This window comes from Bradyrhizobium hipponense (genome assembly GCF_008123965.1).
In the GTDB taxonomy this organism is placed as follows: Bacteria; Pseudomonadota; Alphaproteobacteria; order Rhizobiales; family Xanthobacteraceae; genus Bradyrhizobium; species Bradyrhizobium hipponense.
The window spans coordinates 23,294-45,822 of the sequence record NZ_VSTH01000039.1 but is presented as its reverse complement, the minus strand read 5'-3'; the positions used below and the strand labels follow the sequence as shown (position 1 = coordinate 45,822).

Here is a 22,529-nt window from a genome sequence, read left to right as displayed (position 1 = left end):
CAACACGACCGCAGGGCGCGGAAACGACGAGGACGACCATGCAGAAGCCGGGCACAGCGCAGCGGAAAAATGACGCGGCCGGGCAGGCCGGCCTGCTGGCCCCCGATACGTCAGGCATGAACTTCTACCGCGCCGATCCGGCGTTGACGGATCTGCTGCGCATCCATCTGCCGGACGCGCTGTTCCGCCATATCGAGCCGCATCTCGATCGTCTCGGTGAGCTTGCCGGCGGCACTCTGGACGAATGCGCGCGCCTCGCCGACCGGCATCCGCCGGTGCTGCACCAGCGCGACAAGTTCGGCCGCGACGTGCAGTGGATCGAATACCACCCAGCCTATCGCGAGCTGGAGAAGGCAGCGTTTGGCGAGTTCGGCATCCACGCGCTCTCGATCCGCAAGGGCATCATGGGCTGGCCGGACAAATATCCCGTCGTGGCCAAACACGCCTTCACTTTTCTGTTCAACCAGACCGAATTCGGCATGGGTTGTCCGATCAACGTCACCGACGGCTGCGCAAAACTGCTGGCGAATTTCGGCAGCGAGGCGCTGAAGGCAAAATATCTCGACGGCCTGACCCAGACCGACATGAGCAAGCTGACCCAGGGCGGCCAGTTCATGACGGAGAAGGAAGGCGGCTCCGACGTCGGCACGCTGACGACGCGCGCAGCGCAGGAGGGTGAGCACTGGCGCCTCTATGGCGAGAAATGGTTCTGCTCGAACGCGGACGCCAAGGTTGTCATGCTGCTGGCGCGGCCCGAAGGCGCCGGCCCCGGCACGCGCGGCGTCGGCCTGTTCCTGATGCCGCGCTTCCTCGACGACGGCGCGCAGAACCACTACCGGATCGTGCGGCTGAAGGACAAGCTCGGCACCCGCTCGATGGCCTCGGGCGAGATCAAGCTGGAAGGCGCAATCGCCTACGCGGTCGGCAAGCTCGACCGCGGCTTCGTGCAGATGGCCGAGATGGTGAACTCGTCGCGGCTGTCCAATGGTGTGAAATCCACCGCGCTGATGCGCCGCGCCTATCACGACGCGATGACAGTGGCGAAGAACCGCGTGGTGTTCGGCAACCGCATCATCGACCTGCCGCTCGGGCGGCGGCAGATGCTGAAGATCATGCTTCCGGTCGAGCAGGCGCTGTCGATGAGCTTCCTCACCGCGGACGCGCTCGACCGCGCCGAGGCCGGCAGCCAGGATGCGGCTGCGCTGCTTCGTATCCTGACACCGACGCTGAAATTCCGCGCCACGCGCGATGCGCGAAAGGTGTGCGGCGACGCGCTCGAGATGCGCGGTGGCATCGGCTATATCGAGGAGTTCGCCACTGCGCGGCTGCTGCGCGATGCGCATCTCGGCTCGGTCTGGGAAGGCACCGGCAACATCGTCGCGATCGATGCGCTGCGGCGCGCCGTCGGCCGTCACGGCGCCGAAGCCGCGCTCGCCGCCGATCTGTATGCCCGCCTCGATGACAGCGCCTCCATACCGCAGGCCTGGCGCGACCGCCTTCGCGGCCTGACCGACCGCGCCGTCGGTTTTGCGCGCGAGGTCGCGGGCAAGGCCGACAACGAGGCCGATGCGCGGCGTGCGACGAGCCTGCTCTATCATGTCGCGAGCGCCGTCGCGCTGGCCTGGGAGGCGCACCGCATCCACGACATGCGCGGCGATGCGCGCCGGCTGCTGCTCTCGCGTCTTGTGATCGATCATCGCGTGCTGCCAAACGACCCGTTCCGGCTGACGGAAAATGCCGTGCAGCAGAAGATCGCCGCGCTGCTGCTCGGCGAGCGTGCGGCCGGCATGAGCGAGGTTGGCGAACTGGTTCTGACGGCGTAGGCTATTTCACCTCTCCCGAAGGGAGAGGTCGGATCGCGCCAGCGATCCGGGTGAGGGGGTTACCCTTCATCAAGGGACCTGAACCCCTCACCCGGAATCGCATCTTTGATGCGCTTCCGACCTCTCCCTACGGGAGAGGTGAAGACCGACGCCGCATGAGCGACAACGAAAATCATAAAACGAGGAAACACCGATGAAGGCCGCCGTGCTCTACGAAGTCAACCAGCCGCTGGTCATCGAGGATGTCAGCCTGCCGAAGCCCGGCCCGCGCGAGGTTTTGATCCGCACGTCGGTCGCCGGCCTCTGCCACTCCGATCTTCATTTCATGGAAGGGCTTTATCCGCACCCGCTGCCGGCGGTGCTCGGGCATGAGTCGGCCGGTGTGGTCGAGCAGGTCGGCTCGGACGTTACCTACGTGAAGCCGGGCGATCATGTCGTCACCTGCCTGTCGGTGTTCTGCGGCACCTGCGACAACTGCACCACGGGCCGCACCGTGCTATGCACCGACACCACGGTGAAACTGCTGCCGGGCGCGTCGAACCGGATGCAGTGGTCGAAACCTGAGAAGCTGCACCAGTTCCTCAATCTCTCGTCCTTCGCCGAGCAGATGCTCGTGCACGAGAATGCGATTGTCAAAATCCGTAAGGAGATGCCGCTCGATCTTGCCGCGCTGATCGGCTGCGGCGTCATCACCGGCTATGGCGCGGTGGTGAACACCGCGAAGGTGACGGCTGGCGAGACCGTCGCGGTGATCGGCTGCGGCGGTGTCGGCATGGCCGCGATCAACGGCGCGCAGATCGCAGGTGCCGGCCGCATCATCGCCATCGACACCAATCCCGCAAAACTCCAGCTCGCGACCAAGCTCGGCGCCACCGACATCATCAATCCCGCCGACGGCGACGTCGTGAAGCAGGTGCGCGATCTCACCAATGGCGGCGTGCATCATTCCTTCGAGGTGCTCGGCCGCAAGGAGACCGCCGAGCAGGCCTTCGCCATGCTGGCCGCGGGCGGCACCGCCACCATCGTCGGCATGATCCCGTTCGGCCAGAAGATCGAACTGCACGGCTTCGACTTCCTGCGCGAGCGCAGGATCCAGGGCTCCTCGATGGGCTCGAACCATTTTCGCGTCGACATGCCGCGCCTGGTCGATTTCTACCTGCGCGGCCGGCTGCACCTGGAGGACTGGATCTCGGCCAAGCTGAAGCTGAGCGAGATCAACGAAGGTTTTGCCAACATGAAGGCCGGCAAGACGCTGCGCAGCGTAATCATGTTTGATAGCTAGCGCGCGTGGTGCCGTCATCGGCTGGCAACACATGCCTAGGAGTCAAGGTCAAGGCGACCGGTCCAGACCGTCGGCCGAAGCGCAACGCGACTCCTTTACCAGCAGCAGCGTCATAGCCGTGGCAAGACCCGCGGCCAGCAGGTACGCGGGAGACATGTCCCAACCGGCGCCGGCGATCATAAGATAGGAGAACAATCCCGCAGTCGACACGGTGAAGCCGAGCCAGGCTAATCTCGGAACGCGAAATCCGCGCTCGCCGCGCCAAAGATCAAGCACGAGGTAGAACACAAGAAAGGTGTTGCCGAATGCCGCCGGCAGCAGACCCATGACGATCCCGCTCTCGAATCCGAGATAGGATAACACGCCGTCGACCTGGGCAATCACCGCGAACGGCAGATAGCGCGGATTGAGGAAGGCCAGCGCGATGGACGCAAGTTCGAACGCGTAGAAATAGCGGTCGTGCATCTTCGGAAGCAGGTAGGGCATCAGCATGAGCGAGACACAGGCGGCGAGCAGAACGAACTCCGGCCCCTCCCGCCTGGAGTGGGCGATGAAGATCGACAAGGCAAGGCCGCTCGCCGCCGCGAGCACCAGGCCGGCGGCGACTCCGATCTCGTAAGGTGTGCCACCGGCGAACACCCACAGATTCGCTGCATTCATCGTGAGGCGATGATAGGTGTGAGCTTGGGCGAGATAGACCTCGAGCACCGAGACCAGGGATCTGCCGGCGACGAGAACCGGAATGGCGAGGATCACATAGACCGCGGGAACAGCGGCGAGCCATGCCAGATGGATCCTGCGGCGCAAGATCATGCCCAAGACGAAGGGTCCCAGAAATACGCCCTGGGCCTTCACCGAAACAGCCACCGCGAATGGCAGGACACCATTCCGGTCCCGCATGAACAGCGCCACGGACAACAGCGTGAAGAAGGTCCAGATTGAATCAGCCTGTGCCCACATTGCGCCGTTGAAGAGCACCGTCGGCGCAAGCCAAATCGCGCAGAAGGCGAGGGACGCCCGCAACGGCAGCTTTGTCGCTCGCCAGACCATCTGGGCCACGACGATCGCGCAACCGAACTCGAATAGTGCCGAGATCATCTTCACGAGCGAAAGTGGCTGGCCGAGCCCATCGAATCGGGCGGCAATCAGCAGGAGGTAGCTGTAAAACGGGGTGTAGTTGGTGAAAGCTTCGCCCAGTCCGCCAATGCCGTGATCCCAGGCGAAGGCATACCAGGCCCGGTACTCAATGGCGTCGGCGGTCGCGTGCTCCCGCGCAAGGTAACGGAGCACAAGGCCCGCCAACCCGCACCCGATCGCTACCGCGAACGCAACGCGCCAGCTCTTGGCCGGCGTCTCATCCGGAGTGACGCGATCACCGGGCCCGCCGAGGGCGCTCATCCCAATAGCGTCCTTTGTCACGCCATCACTCTTGCTGGATTTGAGCCTGACCATCGACCGACACAGAGGCACTCCAAGCTTGGCAACGCGTCCATGGTGACTTCGCCGAGATCGAAGCAAGCCTTCGAGCACCATGTTGTGGCTTGCAAATCTCTACGGACGAACAATTGCGAGTTGTATAAAGATCGGACGTAAGTTCGCGAATTGGTCGGGAAAATATTGTTTGGTTAGCGATTGCTTTACAGGAACGCCGTCATCGAAATGACTGGCAGCGAGAGCGTGAGCCGCGTACTTGGCTGACGTCTGGCGAATGTCATCCACTCTGTCGAGTTCCGCAAGAAAGCGGCAAGAAGCTGCGCAGCGTGATCATGTTTGATTCTTGAATCACGCTATTCCGTCATTGCGAGGAGCCCTTGCGACGAAGCAATCCAGAATCGTTCCGCGGCGATAGTCTGGATTGCTTTGCTTCGCTCGCAATGACGAGAGAACACTAATCATCGAACGCCTTCGGCGGCACGAACCCGCCGAACTCGCGCTCGATCAACTCGGCGAGCTTGAGCGGCGTGCGGTCCTCGAGGAAGGGGCCGATGATCTGAACGCCGACCGGCAGGCCGTCCTTCGACAGACCGAGCGGAACAGCCGTTGCCGGCAGGCCCGTCAGCGTGGCGATGCCGGGCCAGGCCAACTGGTCCGGATAGACATGGTCCCTGCCGTCGATGTTGATCCGGCGCTTCTCCTGCTCCGGCGAATGATCATGCGGATAGGCCGGGGTCGGCATGATCGGACAGATCACCGCATCGAATGTCTTGAATAATTGCCGCCATTGCGCGCGCAGCCCGGCGCGGGCGCCCTCGTCGAACACCCAGGCCTGATGGGTGCTGGTGATGCCGCGCAGCCGCTCGGCAGCAAGGCTCTTGTCGTCGGGGGAGAGCTGCGTCGCGCCGGCACGCGCGCCGGCGAGAATGTCCGGCGGAAGGAAGGCGCCGAGAAAGCTCATCAGCATGCGCATGTAGAGGCGGGAGGCTTCCGTGAAGTCGGGAAACAGCGGGCTTTCGCGCGCGATGCTCGCGCCAGCACCCGACAATTGTCCCGCAAGCTGCTCGATCGCGCCACGAATATCGGCATTCGCAGGCAGCAACGGGTGGCTGTCGATCACCAGCAGGCGGAAATCCCTTAGCGCGTGGTGTCGCGCCTCCGGCAGCGCGAGCTTGTATCCGATGCCGAGGTCCAGCGGATCGGGGCCTGCCATCACGTCGAGGAGCAGGGTCAGATCGGCCGCACTCCGCGCCATCGGACCGATCACCGCCATATCGCGCTCCATCGGGATCGCGGGAAATGGCGGCGGCGTATGGCCACGCGTTGGACAGAGATTGTAGGTCGGCTTGTGCGCATAGACCCCGCAATGGAAGGCGGGCACGCGCAGCGAGCCGCCGATGTCGGATCCGAGTGAAAGCGGTCCGTAGCCTGCCGCGAGCGCCGCGGACGAGCCGCCCGATGAGCCGCCCGGCGTGCGGCCGAGATCGAACGGGTTGTTGGTCGTGCCGTAGATGTCGTTGTAGCTCTGCCAGTCCCCGAGCCCAACCGGAACGTTGGTCTTGCCGAGGATAACGCCGCCCGCGTTCTTGACCCGGGTGATCGACAGCGCATCCTCCGCCGGCTTGAAATCCTTCTGCGGCGTCCAGCCCCAGGTCGTCGGCAGGCCGGCGATGTTGAAGGATTCCTTCACCGTCATGGGCAGGCCGAGCAGCGGCTTCCGTTCGCCGCGCGCCAGCGCGGCGTCCGCCTCGCGCGCGGCGGCAAGCGCGCGATCGAAATCACGCACGCAGATCGCGTTGATCTTGCCGTCGTGACGCTCGATGCGGGCGATCGCATCCTGCGTGAGCTCGACCGCCGAGACCTTCTTCGCGGTCAATGCGGCCGACAGCTCGGCCGCGCTCTTGAAACTCCATTCCGATTTGGCCACGACATGCTCCTGCGTTTCCTTGGCGGGATCATGCGTAGTTTGCCGGAATGTCGCAACCGCCGTTTGATAGCGATTGAAATGTCGCTAGCTGTCATCGCCCGGCTTGACCGCGCGATGACACCGAGAGCGAAGGCTACTACGCCGCCCCGATCAAGATCCCCACCGCCAGCACGATGCCGCCGCCGAGTACGATCTGGAACACGGCCTGAAGGAACGGCGTGTCCATGTAGCGCGCGCGGATGAAGGCAATCGCCCATAGTTCGAAGAACACGACCACGCCTGCGATTGCGGTCGCGATCCAGAATGCGTTGGGCCAGGAGTCCGGCACGAGATAAGGCATGGTGTGGCCGAGCCCGCCGAGCGTCGTCATCAAGCCGCAGGTGAGGCCGCGCAGCCAGGGCGAGCCGCGACCGGTGAGCGAGCCGTCGTCTGACAGCGCCTCGGCAAAGCCCATGCTGATGCCCGCACCGATCGAGGCAGCAAGGCCGACCAGAAAGGTCTGCCAGTTCTGATGCGTGGCAAAGGCCGCGGCGAACAGCGGCGCCAGGGTCGAGACCGAACCGTCCATCAGGCCGGCGAGGCCCGGCTGCACATATTGCAGCACGAACATGCGGCGATGGGTGCGGTCTTCCTCGGCGCGCACGTCGGAACTCAGGATCTCGCCCGTCAGCTTCGCGGCGGTCTCTTCATGACCTTTCTCGGCTTCGGCGAGGTCGCCGAGCAGCCGGCGTACGCCGACATCCTCCGCCTGTTCGGCCGCCTTGACGTAAAAGCGCTCGGCCTGCATTTCCATGGTCTCGACTTCCCTGCGGATGGTGTCGAGCGACAGGTTCTTGGTGAGCCAGACCGGGCGCCGGCGCAGGAAGCCCTTGACGTCCTCGCGGCGGATCGGGGGCAGGTGCGGACCGAAGCGCTGCTCGTATATTTCCAGCAGCATGTGGCGATGTCCGCGCTCTTCCTCGGCCATTTGCTCGAACAGCTTGGCCGAGTCCGGATAACGCTCCTTGAGGTCCTCGGCAAAGGACATGTAGATGCGGCTGTCCTCCTCCTCGGAGGAAATCGCGACCGCAAGCACCTCTCGCTCGGTCAGATCGGCAAAGTTCTTCACGACGGCCCTGTTCTCATCAGTTTAGAATAGTTCTAAACTATATAGGCTGTCGTAGTTCCCCGGTCAAATCAGGCGGCCCGGACCTTTGCCAGGAAGTCGAGCAGCAGCCGGCTCACCTCGGCCGGCTGCTCCTGCTGCACCCAATGGCCGGCGCCGTCGACGAGATGGCAGCCGAGCATGTTCGTGCAGGCGCCGGCCTGCATCGCCTCGATCGCGCCGGGACGCTGATAGATGCCCCAATCCTGCCTGCCTGCGATGAAGCAGGAGGGCACGTCGATGGTCCGGCCGCTGAACAGCTGAAGCTCGTTGTTGAAATCGCCCGAGGTGCCACAGCGATACCATTGCAGCCCGCCCTGGAATCCGGTCCGGCCATATTCGGCGCTGTAGTAAGCAAGCTCGCTGTCCGGCAGCCAGCGATTGGCGGCGATATCGGCCGGCGACGGCATCTCCTTCGCCACCGTCTCCGCCATGGTCTCGCCGGCGTCCATCACATAATAGGTCGGCAGCTTTGCAAGCTCATTTGCGGACCACGACTTCAGCGGATACGGCTTGTTAGCGGTCCAGTCCGCGCTCTTGTGATGATAATACGCGCGCAGGAAGGCGTGCAGTCCTTGCGGCGCGTGCTGCATGTCGGCATTGGCCGGGCGCGTCGAGTAGTACCATTGATAGTGCTTGCGCGGGCGCGGCAGCGCGGCGAGCTCGCGATGCACGGGATCCTCGGCCGGCGGCGCGACCGGGGCGTCGGCCGCGCCAAACGGCAGCGACGGCGGCCCGCCGAACGGCGCGCTCATCATCACCACCGAGCGGAATACGTCGGGCCGCATCAGCGCGCACCAGGCCGCGACCGGGCTGCCGAAATCATGCCCGACCACGTCAACCTGCCTGTAGCCGAACGCCGACACCAACCCGAGCGCGTCACGGACGAGGTTGAAGAGGCGGAACGGCGCGAGATCGCCGTCGTAATCTGCATTCCATCCCGTGGTTCGGCCATAGCCGCGCTGGTCGGGTGCGATCACGTGATAGCCGGCCTGGCCAAGTGCAGGCATGATCTTGCGCCAGGAAAAGGCGAGCTCCGGAAAGCCGTGCACCAGCAGAATGCAGGGCCGGCCCTTGGTTTCGAACCCGGCTTCGAGCACGTGCATGCGCAAGCCGTTGATGCCGTCAACGTAACGCGAGCGAATGCCGGCGGGCAGGGGGATCTCGGGGAGCATTGTCATCGTTTCCTCCGTGGATGGAATCGTAGGGTGGGCAAAGGCGCGCATCGCGCGGCGTGCCCACCACTCTTTCGCAAGCGCCTGGATTGGTGGGCACGCTTCGCTTTGCCCACCCTACGATTACCGCGTCTCGCTCACACCGCCGCGCAAACGAAGCCGCTACCCTTGCGCCTGATCTTTCCCACCGACGGCGACGGGAAATGCGCGGTGCAGCACAGCGTGCCCGTGTCGCAATAGCGCTCCAGGAAGCTGCGGCGCGTTTTCGCCGCGGCGGCCGGATCGACGTCGAACTTGATCGAGAGCTCCGGATAGAGGGTCTGCAGCGGCGAATGCATGAGGTCGCCGGAAAACACCGCATCGTCCTTGCCGCGGCCGAAGGTGAAGGCGACGTGGCCGGGCGTGTGGCCTGGTGTCGGCAGGATGCGGACGTGATCGCCAATCTGATGATCGTTGCCGACGAGCTCATGGCGCTTGGCCTCGACGACCGGCAGCACGCTGTCAACGAACGGCGCGACCTGCGCCTTTGCATTCTGCTCGGTCCAGTAGTCGAACTCGCTCTTCGCGAAGACGTAGCGCGCCTTCGGGAAGGTCGGCACCCAGCGGCCGTTCTCAAGCCGCGTATTCCAGCCGACGTGATCGACGTGCAGGTGCGTGCACATCACGAAGTCGATGTCGTCGACCGAGATGCCGGCGGCGGCAAGTCCGCGCATATAGGCGTCGTCGGTCTTCATGTTCCATTTCGGCCGCGGCCGCGGCTTGTCGTTGCCGATGCAGCTGTCGACCAGAATCGTGTGATGCGGCGTCTTGATCACGTAGGACTGGAAGCACAGCAGCAACACGTCCTGATCATCCAGCGCCTTGGCGTCGCGCATCCATGCCCTGTTCTCGGCCAGCACCTCCGGTGTCAGCCCCGGCAACATCTCCAGCGCCGGCACGAAAGACGTTTCCTGCTCGATGATGCGCTGGATGGTGAGATCGCCGACTGAGAATTTGAGGCTCATGAGGACTCCCGCAATTTACGCTGCCGGCGGCACCGAGATCTTGACCGAGGGCCGCTCCAGCGTCTTCTGATGGAAGGCGTCGAGCTTCGGATAGGCCTTGCGCCAGCCGCAATCGGCGAAGCGAAAATCGGCATAGCCGAGCACGCAAACGAGACCGATCTGCGAGATGTCGAACGGGCCGTCCAGGACATCAGGCATGTTCTCGAACCGCGCCATGCCGGTCCAGGCCCGGTTCCAGTGGTCGTCCGACCACGCCTGCCATTGCAGGCCCTGCGGCCGCACCATCTTCTCGTAGCGGCATAGCAGCATGGAATCGAGCATGCCGTTGATCAGCGAATGGTTGGTCTTGGCCTTCCAGCGCCGCGGGCCGTAATCGGGGATCAGGCTGCCGCCGGCCATCTCGTTGAGATATTCGACTATGACGTAAGAATCCAAGATCACATCGCCGTCATTGGTGATCAGCACCGGCAGCTTCTTCAGCGGCGTGATGCGCGAATAATCCTCGTTGGCCTGCCCGGGCGCCACGGTCGCGGGCGTGAACTCGATCTTGTCGATCAGCCCGAGCTCGATCGCAGCGATGCGCACCTTGCGCGCGAAGGGAGAGGCGGGGGAGAAGGTGAGTTTCATGGCGGGCATCCCAAAATGAAAGTTTGTAGTTCGTCATTGCGAGGAGCCCGCGACAAAATTGCGAAGCAGTTTTGCGCTGGTGCGACGAAGCAATCCAGAGTGTCGCCGCGGAGGGATTCTGGATTGCTTCGCTTCGCTCGCAATGACGGGGAGAGGACGGAGACCTTACGCCGCAACGACTTCCTGGCGCTGCTCGCCGAGACCTTCGATGCCGAGCGTGATGACGTCGCCGACATTGAGGAAGATCGGCGGCTTCATGCCGAGACCGACGCCGGGCGGGGTGCCCGTGGTGATGATGTCGCCGGGCAGCAGCGTCATGAACTGCGAGACATAGGAGACGCATTTCGCCATCGAGAAGATCATGGTCGTGGTCGAGCCGGTTTGTCGGCGCTGGCCATTGACGTCGAGCCACATCGACAGGTTCTGCACGTCCTTGATCTCGTCCTTGGTGGCGAGCCACGGGCCGAGCGGGCCGAAGGTGTCGTGCGACTTGCCCTTGGTCCACTGGCCCAGGCGCTCGGTCTGGAAGTTGCGCTCGGAGACGTCGTTGCAGACGCAGTAGCCGGCAACGTAGTTCAGCGCGTCGGCCTCCGAGACGTATTTGGCGCGGGTGCCGATGATCGCGGCGATCTCGACCTCCCAGTCGAGCTTGGTCGAGCCGCGCGGCTTCTCGACCGCGTCATTGGGACCGGAGAGCGAGGTGTTGGCCTTCATGAAGATGATCGGCTCGGTCGGGATCGCAGCGCCGGTCTCCTTGGCGTGGTCGCTGTAGTTGAGGCCGATCGCCACGAATTTCGAGATGCCGGTGACCGGCGCGCCGAACCGCGGCTTGCCGGAGACGGCGGGCAGCGAGGCGGGATCGAGCGCCGCCAGCTTCGTCAGGGACTCAGGCGAATAGGCCTCGCCGGTCAGGTCCTTCACATGCGCCGACAGGTCACGCAGCTGGCCGGATTTGTCGATCAGGCCGGGCTTTTCCGCACCCTTTTCGCCGTAACGAACAAGCTTCATTCTCGTTTCTCCCTCAAGATGGATCGATCGGTTGGCTAGCTTCATGGAACAGCGCGGCGGGAAATTCAACCGCTCAAAGTGGGGCGCATTGCAGCCCTTCCTATGTAGGGTGGGCAAAGGCGCGAAGTGCCGTGCCCACCAACGTTGTGGCTAACGCGGCATGGTGGGCACGCTTCGCTTTGCCCACCCTACGATTGCAGCGCCACAAATCTGAACGCGTCGCCATCCCGCTTGATGTGCCCGGCCGAAAAATGGCCGCCGATCACCAGCGTCGGCGTATCGGCAAAGCGACTGAACAATTCGCGGCGCGTCGCGGCCGATTGTATCTGGTCGGAATCCGCCGTCGAGGACCAGGCCAGATGCGCCATCTGGCAGGGATGATGGGCGACGTCGCCGGTCAGAAGCCCCTGCTCGCCGTCCGACTGAATCAACACGCTCATGTGCCCGGGGCTGTGGCCCGGGGTCGGGATCATACTGACCTCTTCGCAGAGCCGATGGTCGCTTGGGATCAGGTCGGCGCGGTCGGCGTCCATGATCGGCTTTACCGAATCGTTGAACACAGCCTGCTTGTCCGGCTCGGTCGAATGGTCGCGCCAGTGCTCGTATTCGGTCTTGCCGAACACATAGCGCGCCTTGGGAAAGGCCGGCACCCATTTGCCGTCGACCAGCTTGGTGTTCCAGCCGACATGATCGACGTGAAGATGCGTGCACAGCACGGTGTCGATGCTGCCAGGAGCAAAGCCTGCCGCAATCATCATCTCCAAAAATGGCGTGGTGCGACTATTCCAGGTTGGGACGCTGCGGCCCTGCTTGTCGTTGCCGAGGCCTGTATCGACCACGATGCGCCGGGTCGGGGTTTCAACCACCAGCGAGTGGATCGACATCTTCAGCCGGCCTTCCTCGGTCGCAAAATGCGGGATCAGCCAGGGCAGCTTCCGGATCTCGTCGTTGCTCGCCAGGGGCAGGATGAAGCGGGTCGAACCGACCGTCTCCAATTCCACCACCCTGGTGATTTTGACCCTGCCGACTGTCCATTGCATGTGGCGCGCCCTCCTTGTTCTTATTTTGGCAGCAAAGATGCGGGTTTCCGCCAGCAAGCGCAATGGATCATCTGACGCGATGCGGCGTTATCGCGGGAACCCAGCGACAGCCAAAAGGCGCAGTCATGCCAGAGCTTGCCATTTCCGCCGAGAAGGTGGCCTTCATCATCGAGAAGGCGCGCGAATTCGACGTCAAAGAGACGGATACCGATCCGGATTCGGGCTCGAACCCGACCGATGACGACGCGGTCGACGTCCTGGAGGACAACGGCTCCGATCCGGTCCGCAACGAACTCGGCGGCTTCATGATCGCCTTGAACGAGGACGAGCAGCTCGATCTCGTCACGCTGACCTGGCTCGGTCGCGGCGACGGCACGATCGACGATTGGGACGATTTGCGCGCCCGTGCCGTGGAGGCACGGTCCGAGTATCGCAGCCCGCGCCGTGAAACGGTGCAATACCTGCTCGGCGAGCCGATGCTGGGCGATCTGCTCGCCGACGGGCTCGACGCATTCGGGATCGACTGGACCGACGAGCAGCTCACCGCCGATTCCTCTGATCCCAGCGAGCGGGACGAGAACGAGATCACCAAGCAGCGGTGACTATTCTCGCTCATTCCGCGCCGTCATGGCCGGGCTTGTCCCGGCCATCCACGTCGTGCCTCGTCGTCCAAAGAACGTCGATGCCCGGGCCTTCGCCTCGCCGAAGCGGCTTCGGCCGCGCAGGCGGGACAAGCCCGGGCATGACGAAGTCTCGAAGATTTTTTGCGTCGTGATGGATCTACAGCGTCCCCGGGAAGGCGCCGCCGTCGAGCAAAAGGTTCTGCCCGGTGATGAAGCCGGCCTTGGCGCCGCAGAGGAAGGCGCAGGCGTAGCCGAACTCGTCGGGTTGGCCGAAGCGGCCCGCCGGGTTGAGCTTGGCGCGCTCAGCCAGGATCTGCTCCGGCGTGATGCCGCGCTTGTCGGCCTCCGCCTTCGCGGTCCCGGTCAAACGGTCGGTCTCGAACGGGCCCGGCAGCAGGCCGTTGATGGTGACGTTGTTGATCACGGTCTTGCGCGAGAGGCCGGCGATGAAGCCGGTGAGGCCGGCGCGCGCGCCATTGGAGAGGCCGAGGATGTCGATCGGCGCCTTCACCGCGGCCGAGGTGATGTTGACGATGCGGCCGAACTTGCGCGCCATCATGCCGTCCACGGTTGCCTTGATCAGTTCGATCGGGGTGAGCATGTTGGCGTCGATCGCCTTGATCCAGTCGTCGCGGGTCCAGTTGCGGAAATCGCCGGGCGGCGGCCCGCCGGCATTGTTGATCAGGATGTCCGGCTCGGGGCAGGCCTTCAGCACGGCCTCGCGCCCCGCCGGCGTCGTGATGTCGCCGACGATCTCGGTGACGGTCACGTCCGGATAGGCCTTGCGGATCTCGTCGGCGGTCTTCTTCAGGGCCTCAGCGCCGCGCGCGGTCAGCGTGACATGAACGCCTGCATCCGCAAGCGAGATGGCGCAGGCACGGCCGAGGCCCTTGCTTGATGCGCAGACGATGGCGCGGCGACCCTTGATCCCAAGATCCACTGTTTCACTCCCGTAATATCAGGCAGGTTTTAGCGGGCGGCACTCTAGCCAACCTCGGCGCCGCTGATAAGCCACGGGCTCGCATCAAAATGCATGCGCCTCCGCGCGGCGATGCAAATGCGCCTGATCAGATCCGCCGCTCCTGCTTGAGGCGGTCGATCGCGGCCGCGGCCTCCGGCGGCAGCGACTTGAAGCCCATCTGGCCGGCCGCCGAGAACAGTGGTCGCAGCTGCGAGCCGGCGAGGAAGGGGGGCTGGCGATTGACCGGCTCGATCTGATCGAACACCAGGACCAGCGTGGTGGCGACAAGACCGACCCTGATGGCGCCGAGCGCGGCGCCGCCGAGGCGATCGCCGATGCCGGCCTCGCCGATGGTGTCGTTCAGCGCCACGCGGCCGATGTGCCCGAACAGCATGCCGACGACCACGAAGATGCCGAAGAACCATATCCAGTTTTGCAGCAGCGGCGAATTCGGATTACCTGTGATCTGCGGCGCAATCAGCGGCATCAGCGCGACCGCGATGGGCGCGGCGAGCAGATAGGCGAGGATGGTCATGGCGCTGCGGAGCAGGCCGGTCCTGAAACCGAAGCCGATCGCGAGCGCGAGCGCCGCATAGACCGCCAGATCGAAACTGTTCATGCACCAGACCCTGCCATGGAACGAATGAACGCCGAACCGATCATTCCGGTTTCAGATCGTTAAAATGGTCTGTATTGATGAGCTCCAAAGCTTCCGGAAACTCGCTCATGTCAGACCTGTTCGATGTCAGTAAAGAGACCATCCTCGTGACCGGGGCAAGCCAGGGGCTAGGGCGGCAATTTGCCCGGATCCTGGCAGCGCATGGCGCAGCGGTTGCGCTCGCGGCGCGGCAAGTTGACAAGCTGAAGAGCCTCGAAGATGAGATCCGCGGCAAGGGCGGCCGCGCCGCCGCCGTCGCCCTCGACGTCACCGACACCGGCTCGATCGCCAGGGCCGTGGATGCCGCGGAAGCCGCGCTCGGCCCGGTCACGGTGCTGATCAACAATGCCGGCATCGCAATTGAAAAGCTTGCGACCGAGCAGACCGAGGCCGATTGGGATGCGGTGATCGGCGCCAATCTCAAGGGCGCGTATTTCCTCGCGACCGAAGTCGCGCGGCGCATGATCGCGCGCAAGCAGTCAGGCAACATCGTCAACATCGCCTCGGTGCTCGGCACCGGCGTCTTGAAGGCGGTCTCTCCTTACGCGATCTCCAAGGCCGGCATCATCCAGGCGACGAAAGCGATGGCGCTGGAGCTGGCCGGGCAAAACATCCGCATCAACGCGCTCGCGCCCGGCTATATCGACACCGAGATGAACCACGCGTTCTGGTCGACGCCACCAGGCGAGCGCCTGACCAAACGCATCCCTCAGCGCCGCGTCGGCGCCGAATCCGATCTCGACGGCGCCATCCTGCTGCTGGCCTCGCAGGCCTCGCGTTACATGACGGGCAGCGTGGTGACGGTGGACGGCGGGTTCTTGCTGAATTGATTTTTCTTCGCCTCTCCGCGTGCGGCCTCTGTCGCCAGTTGTCGTTCCTGCGAATATTTTTTGTTGTTGTCGTCATTGCGAGCGAAGCGAAGCAATCCAGAATCCCTCCGCGGCGAAGGTCTGGATTGCTTCGCTTCGCTCGCAATGACGGGTGTTGAGACGGTTACGACATGAACCGCATCAGCTTCTCCAGCGGCGCGATCTTGCCGTTTCCACCGCCGAGCGGTGGCCGAAGTCTGCCGAGATCGCCTGCCGGAAGCGCTCCTCGTTGTCCGCGACCACGGCCCGCAGCCGCGCCAGCCGGGTCGAGCCGCTCGGCTAGATCAGGCGCCGGTTCGGCCCGCGACCGCGCGAGCATGGCATGGAAGGCGTCCTCGAGTGCCCTCAGCGGAGCGCTCGTCGGGGATCGGTCCGAGGATGGCTCCAGGGATGGGTCCAAGCCGTTCCTCCCTAAAATGGCGTTTCGCCGCTGTTTTGTTGCCGCAAGCTGTCCCTTTGCGGAACTTCTGGCAAGGGCGCGCCAAATGGACCCGAATTCGGTCCATGCGCCTGTCATAAAGTCGAAAAAAACGTTCCCGCAGCCCTTTCCAAAGGCAGCCCGTGTTGATAGATACGCCCTGCACCCGACGGGCCTTGCCCGGGGTTGCCTTCCAAGGAAGCCTTTGGGACGGAAGAAGCAAGCCACGCGAGCAGCGTCGGCCCTCTATCCACCGTCCCCGGCATTTTTCGCGAAGGCAAAGCAACGGTTTAACGCGGGGTGGAGCAGCCCGGTAGCTCGTCAGGCTCATAACCTGAAGGTCATAGGTTCAAATCCTATCCCCGCAACCAAGATAATGAACACTCCCGCAGCGACTTCTGCGGGAGTGTTCGTTTTTTGTGGACTTTTCATGATCTTGGCGGGTCCCGCCGCACTGAATTTCGTGCGTAGCATGGCCGGTCGGGCTGCTAGCGCCTGATGTTGTCCTGGTCAACTTGGATGTCAGCCTCATCGGCGACGTACGCGGCGTGCCTGAAGTCCCGAATCCTAACGACTTTGCCCGCCGACCAGCCGAGCAGAATGAAGTATTTCGGCTTTGCGCCGAGGGTCGCCATGGGATCGAGCACCAAGATGGCCGGACGGCCCTCGACGAGGCCGGGTACGAGGTGCCAGTCATTGATCTTGGCGTAGTTGCCGAAGTAGCGGGACACCTCGGCTTTGCCATCCAGCCGGGACTTGTTCACCAGATCGAGCTTGACGTCCTCGGCAATCATGGTGCGGATCGCATCGAAATCCCGCGCATTGAAATGGTCGACATAGTTGGCGAGCCGCTCGCGGTCGGCTGTCGATAGACGCGGACGCGGCGCATCGTCGGGTTCCTCAGCAAGTTCGCGCAGCCTCGCGCGCCCGCGATGCAACGCGCCCTTTACTGCCGGCAGTCTCAAGTCCATGACATCGCAAATCTCTTGAAGCGAGCAGCCGAGCACGTCCATCAGGATAACGCTTGCGCGTTGGCCAACCGGCAGGCGCATGAATGTACGCAGGCTGGTCGCGGCGATTTGGCGGCTTGCGACGGTATCGATCTCGTCGACGATCATGTCCACCTCCTGAAGCGAATGCAGTGCCTCCTGCCGGTTGCGACGGCGCAGGAAATCGAGCGCCGTGTTGTGGGCGATCCGGAACAGCCAGGCCTCCGGATTGCGGATCGGGCCGGCCGTGGAGACCGCCTCCACAGCCTTCATCAGTGCGTCCTGCAACACGTCTTCCCCGTCGATGGCGGATCCGATCATGCGCGCGCAATAGCGGTGCAGCCGCGGCCGCATGGTTAGCAGGACCGCCGGAATGTCGTGTGCTGCGACTTCCTGAGCCGAATTCATGATGCCTCCACCACCAAGCCCTATGGCTCCGCCAGTATGCGATAGTTGCCGACGACGATAGCACTATTGAAGACCGGCGGCTCGGCGCAGCGGTCGCGTATACCGCTCTGAAACGCTTGAAAGGCCGCAAGCTTCGTGATCGGTGACGAATCGTTCTCGGCGGTTGTTTCGACAATGTGGATGAAGCTGTTGTCCTCGAGCCGCAGCGTCAAGTAACGCACGTTATCTGGTTGCGCCGCCTTCAACTCGGCAAACACCGCCGCGACCAACTCGGCATTCTTGTCGGCCATTTCGGGTCTGGTCTTGTAACGGATCACTGTTCTTTTCATGGTTGCCTCCTCGCCTCGGCCGCAGCGCCGCTGCGGCTTCTCAACCACATAAGACGTCTGCCTGGGCCCAAAGGATGCGGCCCGCATAATTTTTTTGAGGCCGCATCCTTGGGCCCTTTTGCTTCGTCCTCCGTGCGACGGCGCCGTTCTGGCGCCAGGATGGAGATTGCCAGATGCAAGACGCTCCCAACCCCGCTGAGAAGACCTGGGTCCTCGCTCTGACCTCACTCGCCTCGTTCATGATGGCGTTGGATGCTTTGGTGCTTACGACGGCGTTCGCAGATATCCGCACCGAGTTCTCAAGCACGGTCGAGACACTGCAATGGACCGTCAACGCCTATAATCTCGCATTCGCCGTGTTACTGCTGTCCGGGGCCGCGCTCGGCGACCGGTTCGGCCGGCGCAGGATGTTCGCCGGCGGCATCGTGCTGTTTACACTCGCTTCCGCCGCTTGCGCGCTGGCACGGACGGTCGAGTGGTTGATCGCGGCGCGTGCAGTGCAGGGCGCAGGGGCGGCCTTGGTGATGCCGCTTGCGATGGCGATCCTGAGCGGTACGTTCGAGCGCGAGGAACGTGCAAAAGCGCTCGGCATTTTTTCCGGGATTACCGGCTTTGCACTCATTGTCGGGCCTGCGATGGGGGGCCTGTTCACCCAGCAACTGGGCTGGCGCTCCATCTTCTGGATCAACCTGCCGATTGGCGCGATCGCAGCCACGCTGGTACGGGCGCGCTTGCGTGAAAGCTTTGGACCGGCGGCAACACTTGACATCATCGGGTTGGCGCTGGTCGCCACTGCCTCACTGGCCTGGGTCTGGAGCCTCATGCGCGGCAACACCGTCGGCTGGACCAGCGCGGAAGTCGTAGGTGCGATTGTCGCTGGTCTCGCCTTCGCGGCCGCGTTCCTGATCTGGGAGTCGCGCGCCGCCGCGCCGATGGTGCCGTTACGGCTGTTCGCGTCACGGCCGTTCTCCGCGGCGCTCTCGCTGAGCTTCCTGTTTTATGCCGCGATGTATGGGGTGCTATTTTTGCTGCCGCAGTTCCTGCAAGTGACCCTGCATTTCGGCGCTTTCGGCGGCGGGCTGCGCCTGTTGCCATGGACCGCGACCCTGTTTGTGACCGCCCCGATAGCGGGCGCGGTGGTCGGCAAATTCGGCGAGCGGCCCTTGGTGGTGACGGGTCTCATCATGCAGGCCATCGGGCTCGGTTGGATCGCCTTGATCGCCTCGCCCGATGCCGGCTATGGCGCGCTCGTCGTTCCGCTGATGGTTGCTGGCGTGGGCGTATCCATGGCAATGCCGGCAGCGCAGAGCGCCATCTTGAGCTCGGTCTCGTTGCCTGAGATGGCAAAGGCCTCCGGTATATTCAATATGGGCCGGTTTCTCGGCGGCATGTTCGGGATTGCTGCGCTGGTTGCCACGTTCGCGGCGAATGGTGCAATGGATAGCCCGGCGCATTTCGCCGATGGTTTTGGGGCTGCGATGACCTTGGCGGCGCTACTGTCGCTGGCCGGCGCGTGGATCGGCCTGTTGCTGCCGGCTCGGGAATCGGTGTCGACCGCCTCGGCGCCGCAAGGAACGGGTGAAACGCGAGCGAACGCCTTCAGTCCGGAAAGCTCAGGATCAGCTTGAGCAATTTCGGAAACCGCGCGTTGATGTCGTCCTCGCGCAGGATGTTGCGGTGCTGGACGCCTTGCTTTGACGTCCGAATCAGGCCGGCCTCTCGCAGAATCCGGAAATGGTTCGACAGGGTCGACTTCGCCATATCGGGGCAAGGCGCTGCCTCGGTGCACGACATGCAATCCTTCTGCGCGGCCAAGCTTTTGACGATGCGCAGCCGCATGGGATCCGCGAGGGCTCCCAGCACTCCGGCCAGTGAAATCTCGTCCCGCGCCGGGTGAACAAACTGCGCCATGCCTAAAATATAGCAGCTCCCTTGATCTCCTTCAATAGTTCACTATTACTGAACTATCGAACATCGGCAGCCCCGCCGGATCGTGGAGATGTGCAGTGACCAAGAGACTTGAAGGAAAAGTTGCGCTCGTGACCGGAGCATCCAAAGGCATCGGCGCCGCAATCGCCGCCCGGCTCGCAGCTGAGGGTGCGGCGGTCGCCGTGAACTACAGCGCCAGCAAAGAGGCCGCCGACCGCGTGGTCGCCGCCATCATCGCCAAGGGTGGCAAAGCCGTCGCAGTTCGCGGTAACCTCGCCGACGCCAATGACGTGAAAAGCGTGGTCGCGGGGACTGTGGAGGCGTTGGGCGCTATCGACATTCTGGTCAACAACGCGGGTATTTACGAGTTCGCGCCGCTCGAGGCCATCACCGCCGAGCACTTCCACAAGCACTTCGACCTCAATGTGCTCGGCCTTCTCTTGATCTCGGGGGAAGCGGTGCGGCACTTCAATCCCAATGGCGGAAGCATCATCAACATCAGTTCCGGCGTATCGACCATCGCGCCGGCGAACACCGCCGTATACACCGCGACGAAAGCATCGGTGGATGCGATCTCCGCCGTGCTGTCGAAGGAGCTGGCGCCGCGCAAGATCCGCGTCAACGCCGTCAATCCGGGCATGATCGTCACCGAAGGCGTCGTATCCGCCGGCCTGCACGAGGGCGACATGCGCGACTGGATCGAATCCGCCACCCCCCTTGGCCGCGTCGGCAAGGTCGAGGAGATCGCTGCCGCGGTGGCCTTCTTCGCTTCGGACGACGCGTCCTACGTCACGGGCGAGACACTTCACGTCGCCGGCGGCCTGCGCTGAGGATGGCTCGCTTGGCGGCTCGACGGTGCTGAAGGCCGTCGTCCCTGGTCGTTTGCGTAAGTCTGCAACCAGGTACGCCGTGACGAGCAAAATGGCCCGCCTTGCGGGTCATTTTGCTCCGAGCTCCGAGCGCCTTCAGAACTCTTTGATCGCCTTTCCATCCGCCCCTACCAAACTCGACGGCGCTTCCCCAAACACCAGCCCCTCCGGCTGAAACCTGATTTTCGTCCCGCCCTCGACGAACTCCGCAAAATTCCGCGGCGTCGCCGAATGCACGCCGTTGGTCAGGAAATCGTCGATCGCGTAGCAGGTGTCGGGCTTGCCGCCTGATCCTTCCGCCAAAAACTTCTGAAAGTTCTTGCTCGTCACCTTTGCCTTCTTGCGCGCCGACCAGTTGGTCTGGCGGCGGTAGAGCTTTGGCAGGATCACCGGGCCCTTGTCAGTGGCGAGCACGCCGGTCTCGTTGGCCCTCGGCTCGCGCAGGTCGAAGTCGAAGGCGGGAACGGTTTTCGCCAGATGCTTCCAGACCGGCAGCTTGTTCGATCGCGCGGTCTTGGCGAGCGCGAGGAAGGCCTTGATCTCGTCCTCGTTCATCGAGGAGTAGAAGGTCGGATAGGCAAAGCCCTGTGCGACCAGCCAGTGGTTGATGTCGATCGTCTTGCCGCCGACCGTCAACTCGATGTCGCCGACCAGCCGGCCATAGGTGTCGAACACCTCGTTCGGCGCATCGACATGGGTGAACACCCGACAGGCCAGCGTCGCCTCGCCGCTGCTGGCGAGGAAGTCATGCAGCGCCTTGCTCGAGGTCGCGCCGAGGAATTGCCGATAAGGATGCGTGACCTCGTGATAGGCCGCGCGCTTGGCGTCCGTCAGCCCCTTCTTCTCGGCGGCCGACAGCGGCGACGGCTGATAGTGCAACTCCGGCGCGTCGATGCCCTGGAGGCGAACGGTGAGCTTGCCGTTCTTGATCGGCGCCGTGTTGGTTCGCCCTTTGACCTTGGCATCGTCGAAGACACGGGTCGGCCGGGACGGCGAGGCGTCATTCTTGCGGAAGCGGATCGCGTTGGGCGCGACGTTCACCACGACCTTGGTGGTGTCGGCGTCCGATCGCCCCTCCGGCCAGAACTGGCCGACATCGATCGTGCCTTCGACCTCCAGCAGTCCCGCGGGCATCGGCCGCTCCTGTCAAACGGGCGCGGCTGTCGTTTCGGAGAAGGGGGCGCGCGCACACTTGCGAGCAGCGGATCATCTTCGTGCGACAGTCCCATGACGGGAGGTGCCGGTCGCACGCGACAGGGCAGGATCAATCCGTGGCGCAGAGCGAGGCGCGACGGACCGGCTCGGATTCGGCTGAATCAGGATCTGTGCGGGCAGACCATCGTCAGATAGAGCAGCGTCGGCGCCTTGTCCTCGCCCTTCTTGTATTCCCACTCCAGCCGGATCTCGTGCCGGTGAGCGTAGGCATCGCTGGCTGCGTGGGTGATGATCTTCGTCTTCATCGGGATCGGCGGCTCGGAGTTGAAGCATTTCCGGACGCAGGCATCGAGCAGATCGCATCGCGTCAGGGGGATGACGCCGGGCTCATCCTTGGACAATGGGATCGTGTTCGGCTGGCTGCTGAGGTCGACGCGGGCCCGGCCCTTCTCCTTGTGCCAGTACTTGGCGCTTCCCTGCGGCCACTGCGATGCCGGGGCCAAAATCAGGTGGTACTGGCCGTATTCCAACGTCGGCAGATCGATGTCGTCCGATGCCTTGAGCTTCGCGACGCTCTTTTTCATATTCGCCAGAGGATAGTAATTGCTGTTCATCAAATCTCGAAATGCCTTGCCGCTATATGTCAGTCCGGCCATCGCCTCTTTCCTCGATATATCTGTTTGTCAAAACCTCTACCGCGTTGGCCGAAAATACGCGTCACGCTGCGGCCGATCACCCGATTTGGTGTGCGCATTACGCTACCACCCAGGACTGTACTTCGTCCAGAGAGCCACCATCCTGTAACATCGCGTATGTCGCATACCTGATTGCCATGCATCTCCTGTTCGGTAATGTAA

The 22,529-nt window shown here is 63.4% G+C and carries 21 protein-coding genes, 1 tRNA gene and 1 pseudogene; 7 read left to right on the top strand and 16 right to left on the bottom strand.

The features are described from left to right. Positions 1–38 precede the first annotated feature (38 nt). Both FXV83_RS12635 and FXV83_RS12630 read left to right on the top strand, forming a co-directional pair. Complete coding sequence (locus FXV83_RS12635) at positions 39–1,823, top strand: acyl-CoA dehydrogenase family protein (protein WP_148739504.1); 1,785 nt, start codon at positions 39–41, stop codon at positions 1,821–1,823. Positions 1,824–2,016: 193 nt separating this feature from the next. Further along, positions 2,017–3,105 carry a Zn-dependent alcohol dehydrogenase gene (locus FXV83_RS12630; RefSeq protein WP_148739503.1) on the top strand — a complete coding sequence of 363 codons (1,089 nt, stop codon included), beginning with the start codon at positions 2,017–2,019 and terminating at the stop codon, positions 3,103–3,105. A 48-nt stretch (positions 3,106–3,153) separates the two neighbouring features. Here the strand turns inward: FXV83_RS12630 and FXV83_RS12625 are convergent, their stop codons facing one another. The 8 genes from FXV83_RS12625 to FXV83_RS12590 all read right to left on the bottom strand — a co-directional run bounded on the left by FXV83_RS12625 (position 3,154) and on the right by FXV83_RS12590 (position 12,464). Next, positions 3,154–4,503, bottom strand: coding sequence for a hypothetical protein (locus FXV83_RS12625; RefSeq protein ID WP_235939489.1), 1,350 nt, complete (start codon positions 4,501–4,503; stop codon positions 3,154–3,156). Positions 4,504–4,993: 490 nt separating this feature from the next. Next, positions 4,994–6,466: an amidase gene (locus FXV83_RS12620; protein ID WP_148739501.1), complete on the bottom strand. Its 1,473-nt coding sequence runs from the start codon at positions 6,464–6,466 to the stop codon at positions 4,994–4,996. A 136-nt stretch (positions 6,467–6,602) separates the two neighbouring features. Further along, on the bottom strand, positions 6,603–7,574 hold the full coding sequence (gene mbfA / locus FXV83_RS12615) for an iron exporter MbfA (RefSeq protein ID WP_148739500.1): 972 nt from the start codon (positions 7,572–7,574) through the stop codon (positions 6,603–6,605). 68 nt (positions 7,575–7,642) lie between these two features. Next, positions 7,643–8,791, bottom strand: coding sequence for an alpha/beta hydrolase (locus FXV83_RS12610; protein ID WP_148739499.1), 1,149 nt, complete (start codon positions 8,789–8,791; stop codon positions 7,643–7,645). Positions 8,792–8,922: 131 nt separating this feature from the next. Continuing rightward, positions 8,923–9,789: an MBL fold metallo-hydrolase gene (locus tag FXV83_RS12605; RefSeq protein ID WP_148739498.1), complete on the bottom strand. Its 867-nt coding sequence runs from the start codon at positions 9,787–9,789 to the stop codon at positions 8,923–8,925. Between the two features lie 15 nt (positions 9,790–9,804). Next, positions 9,805–10,416: a glutathione S-transferase family protein gene (locus FXV83_RS12600; protein ID WP_148739497.1), complete on the bottom strand. Its 612-nt coding sequence runs from the start codon at positions 10,414–10,416 to the stop codon at positions 9,805–9,807. Between the two features lie 165 nt (positions 10,417–10,581). Further along, positions 10,582–11,424, bottom strand: a complete 843-nt coding sequence (locus FXV83_RS12595; protein ID WP_148739496.1) for a fumarylacetoacetate hydrolase family protein — start codon at positions 11,422–11,424, stop codon at positions 10,582–10,584. A 188-nt stretch (positions 11,425–11,612) separates the two neighbouring features. After that, positions 11,613–12,464 carry an MBL fold metallo-hydrolase gene (locus FXV83_RS12590; protein WP_148739495.1) on the bottom strand — a complete coding sequence of 284 codons (852 nt, stop codon included), beginning with the start codon at positions 12,462–12,464 and terminating at the stop codon, positions 11,613–11,615. Positions 12,465–12,589: 125 nt separating this feature from the next. Between FXV83_RS12590 and FXV83_RS12585 the strand changes: the two genes are divergently transcribed. Further along, positions 12,590–13,066, top strand: a complete 477-nt coding sequence (locus FXV83_RS12585; RefSeq protein ID WP_148739494.1) for a DUF3775 domain-containing protein — start codon at positions 12,590–12,592, stop codon at positions 13,064–13,066. Positions 13,067–13,244: 178 nt separating this feature from the next. On the opposite strand, the gene FXV83_RS12580 is transcribed toward FXV83_RS12585, so the two are convergent. Together FXV83_RS12580 and FXV83_RS12575 are read right to left on the bottom strand one after the other, a co-directional pair. Continuing rightward, positions 13,245–14,027: an SDR family oxidoreductase gene (locus tag FXV83_RS12580; protein ID WP_148739493.1), complete on the bottom strand. Its 783-nt coding sequence runs from the start codon at positions 14,025–14,027 to the stop codon at positions 13,245–13,247. 127 nt (positions 14,028–14,154) lie between these two features. Then, a complete protein-coding gene (locus FXV83_RS12575; protein WP_148739492.1) occupies positions 14,155–14,667 on the bottom strand; it encodes a CvpA family protein in 513 nt (170 codons plus the stop codon). A 107-nt stretch (positions 14,668–14,774) separates the two neighbouring features. Here FXV83_RS12575 and FXV83_RS12570 point away from each other — a divergent pair, with 107 nt between their 5' ends. Further along, entirely contained in the window at positions 14,775–15,536 is a 762-nt protein-coding gene (locus FXV83_RS12570; RefSeq protein WP_148739491.1) for an SDR family NAD(P)-dependent oxidoreductase, read from the top strand. Between the two features lie 207 nt (positions 15,537–15,743). On the opposite strand, the pseudogene FXV83_RS12565 reads toward FXV83_RS12570, so the two are convergent. Next, a pseudogene (locus FXV83_RS12565) lies at positions 15,744–15,894 on the bottom strand (coniferyl aldehyde dehydrogenase); the annotation flags it as partial. A 393-nt stretch (positions 15,895–16,287) separates the two neighbouring features. Between FXV83_RS12565 and FXV83_RS12560 the strand changes: the two are divergent. Next, positions 16,288–16,364 (top strand) — tRNA-Met (locus FXV83_RS12560). A gap of 117 nt (positions 16,365–16,481) precedes the next feature. On the opposite strand, the gene FXV83_RS12550 is transcribed toward FXV83_RS12560, so the two are convergent. Next, positions 16,482–17,390: an RNA polymerase sigma factor gene (locus tag FXV83_RS12550; protein WP_148739490.1), complete on the bottom strand. Its 909-nt coding sequence runs from the start codon at positions 17,388–17,390 to the stop codon at positions 16,482–16,484. A gap of 20 nt (positions 17,391–17,410) precedes the next feature. Beyond that, positions 17,411–17,680, bottom strand: coding sequence for a hypothetical protein (locus FXV83_RS12545; protein ID WP_148739489.1), 270 nt, complete (start codon positions 17,678–17,680; stop codon positions 17,411–17,413). Between the two features lie 212 nt (positions 17,681–17,892). Between FXV83_RS12545 and FXV83_RS12540 the strand changes: the two genes are divergently transcribed. Then, positions 17,893–19,347 carry an MFS transporter gene (locus tag FXV83_RS12540; RefSeq protein WP_148739488.1) on the top strand — a complete coding sequence of 485 codons (1,455 nt, stop codon included), beginning with the start codon at positions 17,893–17,895 and terminating at the stop codon, positions 19,345–19,347. On the opposite strand, the gene FXV83_RS12535 is transcribed toward FXV83_RS12540, so the two are convergent. Continuing rightward, a complete protein-coding gene (locus tag FXV83_RS12535) occupies positions 19,319–19,630 on the bottom strand; it encodes an ArsR/SmtB family transcription factor (RefSeq protein ID WP_148739487.1) in 312 nt (103 codons plus the stop codon). The two genes, FXV83_RS12540 and FXV83_RS12535, sit on opposite strands and share 29 nt — an antisense overlap. A gap of 95 nt (positions 19,631–19,725) precedes the next feature. On the opposite strand from FXV83_RS12535, the gene FXV83_RS12530 reads away from it, so the two are divergent. Continuing rightward, complete coding sequence (locus FXV83_RS12530; RefSeq protein ID WP_148739486.1) at positions 19,726–20,478, top strand: SDR family NAD(P)-dependent oxidoreductase; 753 nt, start codon at positions 19,726–19,728, stop codon at positions 20,476–20,478. 135 nt (positions 20,479–20,613) lie between these two features. Here FXV83_RS12530 and FXV83_RS12525 read toward each other — a convergent pair whose 3' ends face one another. Both FXV83_RS12525 and FXV83_RS12520 read right to left on the bottom strand, forming a co-directional pair. Then, on the bottom strand, positions 20,614–21,651 hold the full coding sequence (locus FXV83_RS12525) for a thermonuclease family protein (RefSeq protein ID WP_148739485.1): 1,038 nt from the start codon (positions 21,649–21,651) through the stop codon (positions 20,614–20,616). Between the two features lie 182 nt (positions 21,652–21,833). Further along, the gene (locus tag FXV83_RS12520) at positions 21,834–22,328 is read right to left on the bottom strand and encodes a hypothetical protein (protein ID WP_148739484.1); all 495 of its coding nucleotides are present in this window, start codon (positions 22,326–22,328) and stop codon (positions 21,834–21,836) included. Positions 22,329–22,529: the final 201 nt, after the last annotated feature.